Raw genomic sequence first — 13193 nt, 5'->3', positions numbered from 1 at the left:
CCTCAGGATGAGGGCGTGGGTTGGATCGATGCCTCCCGGGAAGGCTCCGTATCCTCGTCGTGCTGTACCCCATGGGCCGCACAGACCGGCGCCCGGAAGCGACAGGACAGGCCCATGATGGACGACGCGATTACCGACTCGAAGGCTCCTCCCACCGACGGGATGGGGCAGCCGACCGCCAAGCCGCCTGTCGGCGAGGCCGATGTCGCCGCCGGGCTCGCCGAGGTCCGGGCCGCCATCGCCCAGGCGGCCGAGGATTCGGAGCGCGACCCGGTGGAGGTCCAGCTCGTGGCGGTCTCCAAGACCGTGCCGGCGGCGGGCATCGTGCCGGCTCTCGAAGCGGGGCACCGGGTGTTCGGGGAGAACTACGTCCAGGAATCCGCCGCGAAATGGCCGGACCTGCGCGCCCGCTACCCGGATGTCGAGCTGCATCTGGTCGGGCCGCTGCAATCCAACAAGGCCCGGGAGGCGGTGGCCCTGTTCGACGTGATCCACTCCCTCGACCGGCTGTCGCTCGCGTCGGCGCTCGCCAGGGAGATCAACCGCGCGGGCCGCGCCCCGAAACTGCTGATCCAGGTCAATACCGGCGCGGAGCCGCAGAAGGGCGGGGTCCTGCCGGACGAGCTCGCGACCCTGCTGGCCGCGTGCCGGGACACCCACGGTCTCGCGATCCAGGGCCTGATGTGCATCCCGCCGGCGGAGGACCCGCCCTCGGCCCATTTCGCCCTGCTCGCCCGTCTGGCGCGGGCGCACAACCTGCCGATCCTCTCCATGGGCATGAGCGCGGATTTTCCGGCGGCGATCCAGCAGGGCGCCACCCATGTCCGGGTCGGGACGGCGATCTTCGGGGCGCGGACCCGGAAGGCGTGAGGGTAACCCGTTCTGAATGATAGAGGCCCTAGCGCTGAAAGTACTATCAAACACCGCGATCCGTGATATGCTTTTTCGCGCATATTTCGAGTCTCGGTTGCGGACTGATGGGCTCAAGCGCGAAGCCGCCCCGGGGCACGGCATCAGGTGTTGCGGATGCTCCGCCAGAAGCTTGGTCGGTGTCGTTTCTCGACGACACCGTCGTCGCTGAAGTCGATGCATGGCCTGTCAAGCTTCGCGCCGCCCTGGACCGCATCGTGGCACGGATCGAAACCCGGGGCCTGCTAGCCTTACCGAGGAGCATGCCAAACACATCCGCGGTCGGATCTGGGAGCTGAGACCCCGGACCGACGGCATGACTGGCCGAGCCCTCTACGTCACCGTGACCGGCAAGAGGGTGATCATTGTCCTCTGCGCGATCAAGAAAACTCAGACTACGCCGAAGCGATGGATCGATTTGGCTGAGATGCGAGCGCGGACCATCGACACAGGAGAAACGACGTGACGATCCCCTTCAAGACCGTCCGGGAACGGTGGAACGCGGATCCCGCCTATCGCGAAGCGCATGGGGCGATCGGGCCGGAGATGGAACTCGGCTTCTCCATGGCCGAGGCCCGTGCGCGGGCTAAGCTGACCCAGGAAGAGGTCGCCCGGCGGATGCAAACGTCCCAGGGGCAGATCGCCCGGTGGGAACGCGGGCAGGTCATGCCGTCGACGGCGTCGCTGCGCCGCTACGCCGAGGCCGTCGGGGCTCACCTCCGGATCCAACTCGAGGCAAAGGAGGTCTGACGGCCCCCCTCATCCGATCCGCAGATGCGTGCGCGGGCCGAGGCGCCTGAGCAGGCGCAGCAGGTCCGCCCGGGCCAGCGCGACGCAGCCCTCGGTGGGGCGGTAGCCGTCCCGGGCGATGTGCAGGAAGATCGCCGAGCCCCGCCCCTTCCGGATCGGGGCGCGGTTGTAGTCGAGGTCGATCACCACATCGTAGAGCCCGTCGCCTCGCCACATCGCCTCGGCGCTGAGGCCTGGTGCCGGCAACCGGATCGGCCGGTTGTAGCGGCGGTCCCGGCGGTCGTCGCACCAGCCGTCATCGGACCGGGTCACCCGGAGCGGCAGGGCCGTGCGCGGGCGCAGGCCGAGATGGTCCGGCCGATAGGCGCCCCCCCGCAGGCGGAAGCGCCCGCGCGGCGAGCCGCCGTCGCCCTCGCGCTTGTCGCTGACGATGCCGCCTGCCCCGAGGGCGCAGGAGATCACGGCGGGGCCGGCGAGGAGCTGACCCCGGCGGCGGTCGCCGACCGTCGCGCGGACCCGGATCTCGCTCAAGGTGATGCGGACGGGTCCGGGCCGCTCACGCCGATATCCACGCACCGAAGCCCCTCCCCTGCCGACCGCCCGCGCCCCGATCCGGCCGGCGAAGGTGCCGGTCCCGGGGTGGATCGGCGGGCGTTATGCCCGGTATCCAATACCGAAACCGTGAAAAATTGCGCACAAGGCAATTTCCGGCCACAAACGCAGCCCTATCCTTGCCGTGGAACCCAGGCCGTCGAAGCCGGGATTCGGGAGCGCGCCAGCCCACCGCCCTGCGCCGGGGGGACCGAACGCCCTTGGATTCCGACGCGCCGGCCCCGTTTCCCTGGAGCCGGCCGTGTTGTCACGCGACGGGCGGCGTGCTCCAGATCCTTGCCATCGCGCGCTGTTCCCGGCACCGGGTCTCCCGGTCCCGCAGCGTGCTCCAGGGCCCCGGACGATGTCGAATGCCTACCGCCTGCTGATCTGTGACGACGACGCGATCCTGCGCGACACGCTCACCGAGCAGCTCGACCTCTGCGAGGAATTTACCGTGGTCACCGAGGCGAACGCCGCGGACGCGGTCCGGCGGGTCGGGGCCGAGCGCATCGACCTGGCGGTGATGGATGTCGGCCTGCCCGACCTCGACGGGCGCGAGGCCGTGCGCCGAATGCGCACCGGCGGCTTCCGCGGCCCGGTGATCATGCTCACCGCGCAGGATTCCGAGGCGGACCACGTCGAAGGGCTGGAGGCCGGCGCCAACGACTACGTCACCAAGCCGTTCAAGTTCGGCATCCTGCTCGCCCGGATCCGCGCGCATCTGCGCAGCCACGAGGCGTCCGAGGACGCGGTGTTCCAGATCGGCCCCTACACGTTCCGGCCGGGCGCCAAGCTGCTGGTCGGCGAGCGCGGCTCGAAGCTCAAGCTCACCGAGAAGGAGACCGCGATCCTGCGCTTCCTGTATCGGGCGGGCCGGGCCGTGGTGAACCGCGACACGCTGCTCGCCGAGGTGTGGGGCTACAACGCCCACGTCACCACACACACTTTGGAGACGCACATCTACCGGCTGCGCCAGAAGATCGAGCCGAACCCCGCCACCGCGGCGATCCTCGTCACCGAGGGCGGCGGCTACAAGCTGCTCCCCTGATCGGCGCGCGCGTCACGGCCAGAACCGAGAGCCAAGCGCGATTGCAACGCGATCGGAAACGGCTTTAGGGATTTGCGTGTCAGCGAGGCTCAGGCTCGCTTGCGCGTAGGTTGGTGGGGCGGTTCCTTGGGGCTCGACGACGACATCGCGATCCTCGCAGACGCGCCGCTGTTCGGCTTCCTCGACCGGGACGCCCTGCGCCTGCTGACCTTCGCGGCCGAGCGCCGCGAACTGGCCGATGGCGACCTGCTGTTCGCCCGGGGCGACCCGGCCGATGGCGGCTTCGTGGTGATGTCGGGCACGATCCGGCTCGCGCCCCGGGTCGCGGAGGCCGAGCCGGTGCGCGCCGGGCGTTCGGCGCTGATCGGGCAGCTCGCCCTGTTCGTGCGCGGCACCCGGCCGACCGAGGCCCGGGCCGAGGGCGCCGCCGAGGTCATGCGCATCACCCCGACGCTGATGCGGCGCGTGCTGGAGGAATTCCCCGCGGCCGCGCAATCCGTCTACGACACCCTGGCGATCGACCTCGTCGACCTCGTGACCGATCTCGACCGGGTGCGGGTTCTCTTGGAGGATTGAGGCTGCCCCGGGTGACAGCCCCGGTGCCCGCTTGTAAGCACGGGCTCCCGTCGAACGTCCCTCCGCAAGAGCATCGAGCGCCCATGCCCACCTCCGACCTCGCCAAGACCATCGAGACGGCCTGGGAGGAGCGCGCCGGCATCTCGACGTCCACCCAGGGCGCCGTGCGCGAGGCGGTCGAGGAGGCGCTGAACCTGCTCGATTCCGGCAAGGCCCGGGTCGCCGAGAAGAGCGGCAACCAGGATTGGGTCGTCAATCAGTGGCTGAAGAAGGCGGTGCTGCTGTCCTTCCGCCTCAACGACATGGCGGCGATCGAGGGCGGCCCCGGCGGCGCGCCCTGGTGGGACAAGGTCGCGTCCAAGTTCGCCGGCTGGGGCGAGGCCGAGTTTCGCGCCGCCGGCCTGCGCGCGGTGCCGGGCTGCTTCGTCCGCCGCGGCTCCTACATCGCGCCGGGCGCCGTGCTGATGCCGAGCTTCGTCAACCTCGGCGCCCATGTCGGCGAGGGCACGATGGTCGACACCTGGGTGACGATCGGCTCCTGCGCGCAGGTCGGCAAGAACTGCCACATCTCCGGCGGCGCCGGCATCGCCGGGGTGCTCGAGCCGCTCCAGGCCAACCCGGTGATCATCGAGGACGATTGCTTCATCGGCGCCCGCGCCGAGGTGGCCGAAGGCGTGATCGTCGGCCAGGGCAGCGTGCTGTCCATGGGCGTTTATATCGGCGCCTCGACCAAGATCGTCGACCGCACCACCGGCGAGGTCATGTACGGCCGTGTGCCGCCCTACTCTGTGGTTGTCTCGGGCACGATGCCCGGCAAGGCGCTGCCGGACGGCACCCCGGGCCCCGGCCTGTACTGCGCCGTGATCGTCAAGCGCGTCGATGCCGGCACCCGCTCCAAGACCGCCATCAACGAGTTGCTGCGCACCTGATTCTTTTGGGACTTGGGGGCGGCCCGATGGAGACGACGCGGAACCTGGACCTGATCGTGGCGGGCCGGCCGGTGCCGACCGTCTGCGACGTGATCGGCACGGGGCGCGACGCGCTCCTGCTGCCGGCCCTGTCGACGATCTCGGACCGGGCCGAGATGCGCGACCTCGCCCGCGCCCTCGGCTCGGAGTACCGCTGCCTCGTGCCCGACTGGCCGGGCTTCGGCGCCCGGCCGCGGACGCGCCTGCCCCTCGGTCCGGACACCCTGCACGCCTTCCTGGACGCGCTGCTCGCCGCCGCCCCCGGCCCCTACGCGCTCGGGATCGCGGCCGGCCACGCCGCCGGCTACCTCGTCGCGGCGGCGCGCAGGTACCCCCAGGCCTTCGCGCGGCTGGTGCTGGTGGCGCCGACCTGGCGCGGGCCGCTGCCCACCGCGATGCCGAGCCGGGCGCACTGGTTCCCGCGGATCCGCCGGGCCGTTGAGGCGCCAATCCTCGGCGAGGCGCTCTACCGGATCAACATCAGCCCGCCGATCATCGGCCGGATGATGCGCGCCCATGTCTACGCGGACCCGGCCCACGTCACCCCGGCCATGATCCGGGCCAAGCACGCGGTCACCCGCCAGCGCAACGGCCGCTTCGGCACCGCCGCCTTCGTCACCGGCGGCCTCGACCCGGTGGCCGACCGCGCCGCGTTCCTGGACCTGTTCGACGGCCTGCCGCCGACCGTGGTGCTGCGGCCGGAGAAGGCGCCGCGCCGCTCCGGCGCCGAGATGGATGCGCTGATCGCCCACGGGCGGGTCACGGGTGCCACGATCCCCGGGGCGCTGAGCCCGCATGAAGAGTTTTCGGCTGCGGTCGCACAGGCGATCCAGGTGCGTTAGCCAGCAAAGTAATGGTTTCAAAAGGTCTGGGACCTTTTGCAGGTCCAGGGCGGAGCCCTGGCCTCATCAGGGCTCCGCCCTGATCACCCATCAAAGGGCTCAGCCCTTTGGAAACCCATGTTCCGGCGGCATCGTGATCACGCCGCGGTGGTAGGGGAAGCGAGCGCGCTGGAGCGGGTCCGGCCCGGTGAAGATCAGCCGCGTCCGGAACGACACCGGGCTGACGCAGATGAGATAGCCCCGCAGGGCCTTCTCGTCGGGCACGAACAGGGCGGTCGCCAGATACCGGCTCCCGGCCCGGACCCAGCCCGGGATCGGCAGGCCCCAGCGCCGGGCCAGATGCTCCCCGGCCCCGCCCAGGAAGGCATCGGCCTCCGGGCGCCCGAGCAGGCCCGGCTCGTCGGCGATGAACGCCGCCTGCCGCGCGACGTCGCCGTCGGCCGCGTAGAAGGCGTCGAGGAAGTCACGCAGGTGGTGCTCCCAATCGTCGCCGCCGCGCGCGCGCTCGACCACCTCCGCCAGGGAATGCGGTCTCATAGCCTCCCCGCGATTACAGCGGGAAACCGGGCTCGCGCCTCCGGCGACGGGTCCTCGCCGTAGATCGAGCAATAGAGGTGCTCCAATGCCTCCACGTCGCCCAAGCCCAGATGAGCCGAGAGGGCGCGTGCGTCATTCAGATCCCAGTCGCCGCGGTCGAGGCTCTGCAGGGCGTGCAGCTTCATCGCCAGAAGGTAGGCCGGGCTCGCCAGGATGGTCCGAAGCCCCGGTGTCCCCCCGGTGGGATAGGTGCCGGACAGGGCGAACCATGTCTCGTCCTCGTCGAGCGGGGTGAACATGCCGACGGCATCGTTGAGCCAGTCCGGCTCCAGCCCCATCCGCTCGGCGACCCGGATCACCGAGGGTGCGAGAGCCGCCTCGTCGTAGCCGGCCCGCACGACGGCATCGACATCCTCGGTGGCGCGCCGCCACGCGAATTGCAGCATCAGCGCGCCGCCGCCATAGACGGCGAGTTCGACGAACTGCCCGTGCGCGGCGAGGTCGGTACCGAGCATCTCGAAGGCCTCCAGGAGGCGGGCGCGGTCGAGGGGCTGAGCCATGCGGTCGGGAGGCCGGAACGGGAACGCCGTAGCGTTCTCGCAGCCGGCCGCTCGGGTCAACCGCCTCCCATCCATCACGGCGGCCCCTGGACAGGATCGGAGGCCTGTGGCGGACTGAACCGTCCGGCCAAGCCGTTCGTTTGTCTGCGGGAGCGGCCCGCCTACTCCTTCGCCCGACACCGCCACGGATCCGATGCTGCGCACCCTCTCCCTGCCGGCCCTCGCCGTCCTGATCGCCGCGTCCCCGGTGCGCGCCGAGGATACGCCCCGCCCGGCACCGTCGAACCCGCCGGCGGCGCCGTCGCTGGGGGCCGACACGCTCAAGCCCGGCAAGCCGGCGGTGAAACCTTATCTGGCCGAGACGGCACTACCCGATGCCGTCCAGATCCTGCCGCCGCCGCCGGCCCATGACGCGCCCCTCGACAAGGCCGACCGTGCGGCCTTTAACGGCACCCGCGCGCTGAAGGGCAGCCCCCGCTGGGAGATCGCGGCCAACGACGTGTCGGAGGGCGCGGCCGCGGTGCTCGACAATTTCGCCTGCGTCCTCGGCACCCGGATCGACCAGAGCCGTGTGCCGGTGGTGCTCAACCTCTTGGAGCGCGCCCGGCTCGACCTCGCCCGGGCGACGCGGGGGCCGAAGGTGCATTACCGCCGGCTGCGCCCCTTCGTGGGCAACGAGGCGCCGATCTGCGTCCAGCGGAGCCAGGCGCTCGCCGACAGCTTCAGCTACCCGTCCGGCCACGCCACCCAGGGCTGGGCCTACGCGCTGATCCTGGCCTCCCTGGTGCCCGAGAAGGCCACCGCGATCCTGGCGCGCGGCCGAGCCTATGGCGAGAGCCGGGTCGTGTGCGGAGTGCACTGGCTCAGCGACGTGGCGGCCGGTCGCCTCACCGGCACCTCGGTCTTCGCCACGCTGATGGGCGATCCGGGCTTCCGGGCCGACCTGGAGAAGGCCCGCGCCGAGCTGCGCGGCGCCCTGTCAGGAGGCGGCACGGCCCCCGACCAGGCCGTCTGCACCCGCGAGGCCGATGCCCTGCGGGAGCCGCCGCTGGAGTTTTGAATGCGAACAACTTCAGATTTTAACACCTCTAAGTGTGTGATTTACAACACGTTTTCGGCTTGATCGCGACCCCGTGAACGGTTGATCCTGAGGTTGAAGCGCCGGTGACCGGCGCATCTCAGGGTTCCATGTCCATGCGTCTCACCCGCCTCCAATTGCTTGTCACCTCCACGGCTCTGGCGACCGCCGCCGTCGCACCCCAGGCCGTTGCGCAGGGCGCCGTGCAGCTCAACGAGATCTCCGTGGAGGCCACCCGTCCCGCCTCCGCGCTCCCTGCCGGGACCGGCTTCGGGGTTGCCAATGTCAGCGGCGGCAACGGCAACGGCTCGGCCACGAGCGGCGGCGGCGGCGGCGGTCCTTCCGGGATCACCGGCTACGTCGCGCGCGTCAGCCCGACCGCCACCAAGACCAACACGCCGCTGATCGAGACCCCGCAATCGGTCTCGGTGGTCACCCGGGAGCAGCTCAACGACCGCAACGTCCAGAGCCTCAACGAGGCGCTCGCCTACACGCCAGGCGTGTCGAGCAACGTGTTCGGCTTCGACCCGCGCGCGGACTCGTTCTACATCCGGGGCTTCGCCGAGACCTACGACGGTATCTTCCGCGACGGCCTACGCCAGACAGGCGTCGGCTTTGCTGTCCCTCGTATCGAGCCCTATGGCGCCGAGGCGCTGACCATCTTGCGTGGGCCAGCCTCCGGCCTCTACGGGCTCGGCTCTCCCGGCGGCATCGTCGACGTGACCAGCAAGCGCCCGGTCTTCGCCCAGTTCGGCGAGGTCTGGTTCCAGGGGGGCAGCTTCGACCGCTACCAGGGTAATTTCGACATCGGCGGCCCCGTCGAAGGCTCCGACGGAACGATGGCCTACCGGCTCACCGGCGTCGCGCGCCAGTCCGACACGTTCCTGCCCGGACCCGGCGTCCGGGACGATCGGTTCACCATCGCCCCCGCCTTCACGTGGCGGCCCACGGCCAACACGACCTTCACGCTGCTCACCGAATTCCAGGAATCGAACGTCCCGGGCAATGCCAGCTTCTACAACTTCCCGGGCTTCCGCGTGTCGCGGATCTACTCGGGCGACGGCGCGCTCAACACCTATCGGACCGATCAGCACCGGGTCGGCTACGCCTTCGAGCACGTGTTCTCGCCGGATCTGATCCTGCGGCAGAACTTCCGCTATTCCGGAGCCGAAGCCAACTTTTCGTACACGCAGGTCGATTCGGTGACAGGCCTCAGCGCGCAGCGGTCCACCGGCCTGTTCAAGCAGTCGCTGGCCTCCTTCGCGATCGACACGCAGCTCGAGGGCCACCTCCGGACCGGGCCGATCGCCCACACGCTGCTCACCGGCGTCGATTACTACCATTACGACTTCTCGAGCATCGCCGGTTTCGGCGTGGCGCCCGACCTCAACCTGCTCACCCTGAACTACGGCCGCCAGCCGATCACCCGGCCGACCATCGACCGCTCGTCGCGTCAGGCGCAGGATCAGGTCGGCCTCTATGTCCAGGAACAGGCGAAGTGGGGGAGATTCGTCCTGACGCTGACCGGACGGCAGGACTGGGTCGCCTCCGACACGGCGAGCGTAACCCGAGGCGTCGTCGCCGGACCGCAAAGCCAGAACGACAGCGCCTTCACGTACCGCGCCGGCCTGAACTACGAACTCGCGCCCGGCCTCGTCCCTTACGCCAGCTACGCCACGACCTTCACCCCACAGGTCGGCGTCAACATCGTCACCGGCCGCCCCTACAGGCCCGCCACCGGCGATCAGATCGAGGCGGGCGTCAAGTACCTGATCCCGGGTACAAACATCAGCGCGGCCATCGCGGGCTTCGATATCAACCAGACCAGCATCCTGCGCCAGGATCCCACGAACTTCGCCAATCAAGTGGCGACCGGTGAGGTCAACTCGCGCGGCTTCGAGATGGAGGCGACGGCGAACTTCGCCCCGGGGACCAACCTGACCGTCGCCTACACCCATCTCGACTTCCGCTTCCTCAAGCAGACCTCGGCCTTCACCGGTGCGGCGATCGACGGGAATCGCCTCTCGGGTATCCCGGGCGATACCTTCGCGTCCTTTCTGACGTACCTGTTCCCGCCCTCCTCCGCGCTGCGCGGATTGACGGTCGGCGGCGGTATCCGGTTCAACGCCAACAGCTTTGCCGACGACGAGAATACGGTCCGCAACCCGACCGTGACCCTGTTCGACGCTCTGGTCGCCTACGACTTCGGGGCGCTCGATCCGAAGTACAAAGGCGTCCGGGCGCAGATCAACGCGTTCAACATCTTCGACCGCGATTACTACAATTGCCAGGCCGGCTTCTGTTACCGCGGCGCCCCGGCCACAGTGATCGGCAGCCTGATCTACCGCTGGTAGGCGTCCCGCGAGGGCAGGGGAGCATGGCAGGTCCCCGCCTTCGGGACTGGAGGTCGGCGCGGGTTCCGTCCTAAGGCCGAAGCCTCGTCCTCCGACCCGGACCGCCCATGCTCTCGACCCTGCTGGTCGTGCTGCCGATCTTCGCGCTGATCTTTTCCGGCTGGCTGGCCCGGCGGATCGGCGTGCTCGGCGCCGCCGCAACCACCGAGCTCAACCGCTTCGTGGTGTTCCTGGCTCTGCCGGCGCTGCTGTTCGACGTGACCGCGCACGCCCATTGGAGCGCGATCTGGAAGCCGGGCTTCATCGCGACCTTCGGGCTGAGCAGCCTGGCGGTGTTCGCCCTCACGGTGCTGATCCGGCGGGGGCAGGGGCACCCGCTCTCCGACGCCGCCGTGGACGGGCTGAATGCCGGCTATCCCAATGCCGGGTTCATGGGCTTCCCCCTGGCGCTGGTCGCCTTTGGCCCGGAGGCTTTGGCCCCGACCACCGTGGCGGCGATCCTGACGGTCTGCGGCGTGTTCGCGGTGGCGATCGTGCTGATCGAGACCGGGCTCCGGCGGGAGACGGGCGCGGGCGGGTCCGGCGTCCCGGTCTGGCGCGCGGTCGGCCGCTCGCTGATCCGCAATCCGCTGCTGGTGGCGCCGGCGCTGGGCGCTCTGATCCCGATTGCAGGCCTCACCCTGCCGGCGGCGGCCGAGACCTTTCTGAAACTCCTCGGCGGCGCGGCCTCGCCCTGCGCCCTGGTGGCGCTCGGCCTGTTCCTGGCCCAGAAGCGCAGGCCCGGCAGCGCCCAGCCCCGGGCGGCGGCGCTGCTGGTCGGCCTGAAGCTCGTCGGGCAGCCGGCTCTCGCCTACGGCCTCGGCCGGTATGTGTTCGACCTGCCGCCGCTGCTGCTGCACGTCGCGGTGCTGATGGCCGCGCTGCCCACCGGGACCGGCCCGTTCATGCTGGCGGAGTTCTACCGCCGCGAGGCCGACCTAACCGCCACGGTGGTGCTGGTCTCGACGATCCTCTCGATCGTCACGGTCTCGGGTTATCTGGCAACGATCTGAAACCGGGCGACCACGCTCTCGCCGCAGAGGAATCGTAACGGTTGCCGCGTAGTCTCATGGCGTGGCCCTCCCGGTCCGGGCTAAGAGGGACTGCGGCGAAGCGGGGCGGAACGGCGACGTGATGGTGCGTTCGGGAGTATCGGTTGCGAGCCGGATAGGCCGTCTCGCCTGCGTCGCCGGCCTGGCGCTGAGCCTGTCGGCCTGCTTCCGCCCGCTCTACGGGCCGACCGCGTCCGGCGAGACCGTGCAGGCCCTGCTGGCCTCCGTGCAGGTCGACGATGTCGGGATGGCTCAAGGCCAGGAACGGCTCGGGCATTACCTGCGCAGCGAGTTGATCTTCGAGCTCGACGGGTCGAGCCAGCCGGCGAGCAAGCGCTACCGGCTGAAGCTCTCGGGCTCCGAGATCGTGCAGACCCCGATCGTCTCCTCGACCACCGGCCGCGCCGAGGCCGGCACGCTGGTGGCCAACATCAAGTACAGCCTGGAGGACATGGCCGGCACCAAGGTCTATTCCGAGGGCGTGGCGACCTCGACCGCGACCTACGACCGCTCGGTCCAGCGCTTCGCCAGCCAGCGGGCGGCGCGCGACGCCGAGATCCGCCTCGCCAGCGTCCTGGCCGACCAGATCAAGACGCGCCTGGCCGCCGTACTGTCGACCAAGCCGTGAGCCGGCTTTGACCGCGGTCAAGGCGGGCGAGATCGAGGGCCTGATCCGGCGCGGGCCCGATCCGCGCATCCCGGTGATCCTGGTCTATGGGCCGGATACCGGCCTGGTCACCGAGCGTGCGCGAAAGCTCGCCGAGGATTTCGTCACCGACCCGGGCGATCCCTTCGCGCTGGTGCGGATCGACGGCGACACCCTCGCCTCCGATCCGGGCCGGCTCTGCGACGAGGCCGGGACCATGGGCCTGTTCGGCGGCCGTCGGTCGATCTGGGTCCGGCCGGGCAGCCGCAACTACGCCCCCGCGGTCGAGGCGGTGCTCGGTGCCGAGGTGGCCGATGCCCGCATCGTCGTGGAGGGCGGCGACCTCGCCAAGAACAACCCGATGCGGGTCCTGTGCGAGCGCTCGCCCAAGGCGCTGGCGATCCCCTGCTACGCCGACGACGAGCGCACGCTCGGCGACCTGATCGACCGCACCCTGCAGGAGCGCGGCCTGCGCATCGAGCGGGCCGCCCGGGAGGTCCTGGCCCGCAGCCTCGGCGGCGACCGCCGGGCCAGCCTGATGGAGATCGAGAAGCTGGCGCTCTACGCGGGCGGGGAAGGGCAAGGGGACAAGGTCGTCACCCTCGACCACATCGAGGCGATCACCAGCGACGTGGCCGCCAGCGTGCTCAACACCCTGATCGACGCCGCCTTCGACGGCCGCCGGGAGGCAGTGGAGCGCGATTACCGGCGGTTCCGGCACGAGGGGCTGGATCCCGGCGTGGTGCTCGGCTCCGCCCTGCGGCACGCCCTGACCCTGCTGGCGACCCGCCTCGACAACCCGGACAAGACCCCGTCCCTGATGGTGGCCTCCTGGCGGGGCCTGCATTTCAAGCGCAAGGCCAGCATCGAGGGCCAGCTCGGCGCCTGGCAGGCCGGAACCCTGCGGCAGGCCGCAAAGGCCCTTCAGGAGGCGATCCTGGCCTGCCGACGGGCCGAGCCGGAACTGTCCCACGCTCTGGCCTCCGCGGCGCTGCTGCGGGTGGCGGAGGCCGGCGCCCGGCGGCGGCGTTAGGGGTGATGCTGGCTCGATAGGATGCGTAGGTCTGCGATGGCGTGCGTTCCCCTCACAGAGGGGATTTGATTCGTCTTACGGTCGGGAATTCTCGCAGCGCTCGATCATCCACCTTGTCATCCCGGGGCCGCGCAGCGGAACCCGGGATCCATAGCCGCAGACAGATCAAGATCTGGCGTCGTCGGCGGATCTGGATTCCGGGCTCGC

The 13193-nt window shown here is 70.1% G+C and carries 15 protein-coding genes; 12 read left to right on the top strand and 3 right to left on the bottom strand.

What is annotated here, in order from left to right; genetic code table 11:
• Positions 1-117: 117 nt before the first annotated feature.
• From MKL11_RS23680 to MKL11_RS33425, 3 genes are all read left to right on the top strand, one after another.
• Positions 118-870, top strand: a complete 753-nt coding sequence (locus tag MKL11_RS23680; RefSeq protein WP_243947833.1) for a YggS family pyridoxal phosphate-dependent enzyme — start codon at positions 118-120, stop codon at positions 868-870.
• Positions 871-1090: 220 nt separating this feature from the next.
• Positions 1091-1375 (top strand): type II toxin-antitoxin system RelE/ParE family toxin, encoded by a 285-nt coding sequence (locus tag MKL11_RS33625; RefSeq protein ID WP_409565902.1) that lies wholly within the window; start codon positions 1091-1093, stop codon positions 1373-1375.
• The gene (locus MKL11_RS33425; protein ID WP_243947798.1) at positions 1372-1659 is read left to right on the top strand and encodes a helix-turn-helix domain-containing protein; all 288 of its coding nucleotides are present in this window, start codon (positions 1372-1374) and stop codon (positions 1657-1659) included. The genes MKL11_RS33625 and MKL11_RS33425 overlap by 4 nt, the downstream gene beginning before the upstream one ends.
• Before the next feature lie 9 nt (positions 1660-1668).
• Here the strand turns inward: MKL11_RS33425 and MKL11_RS23670 are convergent, their stop codons facing one another.
• Positions 1669-2235 (bottom strand): L,D-transpeptidase family protein, encoded by a 567-nt coding sequence (locus MKL11_RS23670; RefSeq protein WP_243947796.1) that lies wholly within the window; start codon positions 2233-2235, stop codon positions 1669-1671.
• Between the two features lie 379 nt (positions 2236-2614).
• Between MKL11_RS23670 and MKL11_RS23665 the strand changes: the two genes are divergently transcribed.
• The 4 genes from MKL11_RS23665 to MKL11_RS23650 all read left to right on the top strand — a co-directional run bounded on the left by MKL11_RS23665 (position 2615) and on the right by MKL11_RS23650 (position 5687).
• On the top strand, positions 2615-3301 hold the full coding sequence (locus MKL11_RS23665) for a response regulator transcription factor (RefSeq protein ID WP_058193201.1): 687 nt from the start codon (positions 2615-2617) through the stop codon (positions 3299-3301).
• A gap of 126 nt (positions 3302-3427) precedes the next feature.
• Positions 3428-3877, top strand: a complete 450-nt coding sequence (locus tag MKL11_RS23660) for a cyclic nucleotide-binding domain-containing protein (protein WP_243947794.1) — start codon at positions 3428-3430, stop codon at positions 3875-3877.
• Between the two features lie 83 nt (positions 3878-3960).
• Entirely contained in the window at positions 3961-4806 is an 846-nt protein-coding gene (dapD, locus tag MKL11_RS23655; RefSeq protein WP_243947793.1) for a 2,3,4,5-tetrahydropyridine-2,6-dicarboxylate N-succinyltransferase, read from the top strand.
• A 26-nt stretch (positions 4807-4832) separates the two neighbouring features.
• Complete coding sequence (locus MKL11_RS23650) at positions 4833-5687, top strand: alpha/beta hydrolase (RefSeq protein ID WP_243947792.1); 855 nt, start codon at positions 4833-4835, stop codon at positions 5685-5687.
• 99 nt (positions 5688-5786) lie between these two features.
• Here the strand turns inward: MKL11_RS23650 and MKL11_RS23645 are convergent, their stop codons facing one another.
• Together MKL11_RS23645 and MKL11_RS23640 are read right to left on the bottom strand one after the other, a co-directional pair.
• Positions 5787-6224 carry a hypothetical protein gene (locus MKL11_RS23645; protein ID WP_243947790.1) on the bottom strand — a complete coding sequence of 146 codons (438 nt, stop codon included), beginning with the start codon at positions 6222-6224 and terminating at the stop codon, positions 5787-5789.
• Positions 6221-6844 (bottom strand): hypothetical protein, encoded by a 624-nt coding sequence (locus MKL11_RS23640; RefSeq protein WP_243947789.1) that lies wholly within the window; start codon positions 6842-6844, stop codon positions 6221-6223. The genes MKL11_RS23645 and MKL11_RS23640 overlap by 4 nt, the downstream gene beginning before the upstream one ends.
• A gap of 133 nt (positions 6845-6977) precedes the next feature.
• Here MKL11_RS23640 and MKL11_RS23635 point away from each other — a divergent pair, with 133 nt between their 5' ends.
• The 5 genes from MKL11_RS23635 (at position 6978) to holA (ending at position 12986) form a co-directional block, all read left to right on the top strand.
• Positions 6978-7844, top strand: coding sequence for an acid phosphatase (locus MKL11_RS23635; protein ID WP_243947788.1), 867 nt, complete (start codon positions 6978-6980; stop codon positions 7842-7844).
• 128 nt (positions 7845-7972) lie between these two features.
• Positions 7973-10216 carry a TonB-dependent siderophore receptor gene (locus MKL11_RS23630; RefSeq protein ID WP_243947787.1) on the top strand — a complete coding sequence of 748 codons (2244 nt, stop codon included), beginning with the start codon at positions 7973-7975 and terminating at the stop codon, positions 10214-10216.
• Positions 10217-10323: 107 nt separating this feature from the next.
• A complete protein-coding gene (locus MKL11_RS23625) occupies positions 10324-11268 on the top strand; it encodes an AEC family transporter (RefSeq protein ID WP_243947786.1) in 945 nt (314 codons plus the stop codon).
• Positions 11269-11389: 121 nt separating this feature from the next.
• Entirely contained in the window at positions 11390-11935 is a 546-nt protein-coding gene (lptE, locus tag MKL11_RS23620) for an LPS assembly lipoprotein LptE (RefSeq protein WP_243947831.1), read from the top strand.
• Positions 11936-11942: 7 nt separating this feature from the next.
• On the top strand, positions 11943-12986 hold the full coding sequence (gene holA, locus MKL11_RS23615) for a DNA polymerase III subunit delta (protein ID WP_243947785.1): 1044 nt from the start codon (positions 11943-11945) through the stop codon (positions 12984-12986).
• Positions 12987-13193: the final 207 nt, after the last annotated feature.

The organism is Methylobacterium sp. J-077, from assembly GCF_022829365.1.
GTDB lineage: Bacteria > Pseudomonadota > Alphaproteobacteria > Rhizobiales > Beijerinckiaceae > Methylobacterium.
Note: the sequence above shows the minus strand (reverse complement) of the source record. Positions and strands in the feature narration are given on the sequence as shown.

Coding starts and splice junctions, on each gene's coding strand:
- MKL11_RS23680 (WP_243947833.1), top strand. CDS start 118: ATGGACGACGCGATTACCGACTCGAAGGCTCCTCCCACCGACGGGATG.
- MKL11_RS33625 (WP_409565902.1), top strand. CDS start 1,091: ATGGCCTGTCAAGCTTCGCGCCGCCCTGGACCGCATCGTGGCACGGAT.
- MKL11_RS23665 (WP_058193201.1), top strand. CDS start 2,615: ATGTCGAATGCCTACCGCCTGCTGATCTGTGACGACGACGCGATCCTG.
- dapD (WP_243947793.1), top strand. CDS start 3,961: ATGCCCACCTCCGACCTCGCCAAGACCATCGAGACGGCCTGGGAGGAG.
- MKL11_RS23650 (WP_243947792.1), top strand. CDS start 4,833: ATGGAGACGACGCGGAACCTGGACCTGATCGTGGCGGGCCGGCCGGTG.
- MKL11_RS23645 (WP_243947790.1), bottom strand. CDS start 6,224: ATGAGACCGCATTCCCTGGCGGAGGTGGTCGAGCGCGCGCGCGGCGGC.
- MKL11_RS23635 (WP_243947788.1), top strand. CDS start 6,978: ATGCTGCGCACCCTCTCCCTGCCGGCCCTCGCCGTCCTGATCGCCGCG.
- MKL11_RS23630 (WP_243947787.1), top strand. CDS start 7,973: ATGTCCATGCGTCTCACCCGCCTCCAATTGCTTGTCACCTCCACGGCT.
- MKL11_RS23625 (WP_243947786.1), top strand. CDS start 10,324: ATGCTCTCGACCCTGCTGGTCGTGCTGCCGATCTTCGCGCTGATCTTT.
- lptE (WP_243947831.1), top strand. CDS start 11,390: ATGGTGCGTTCGGGAGTATCGGTTGCGAGCCGGATAGGCCGTCTCGCC.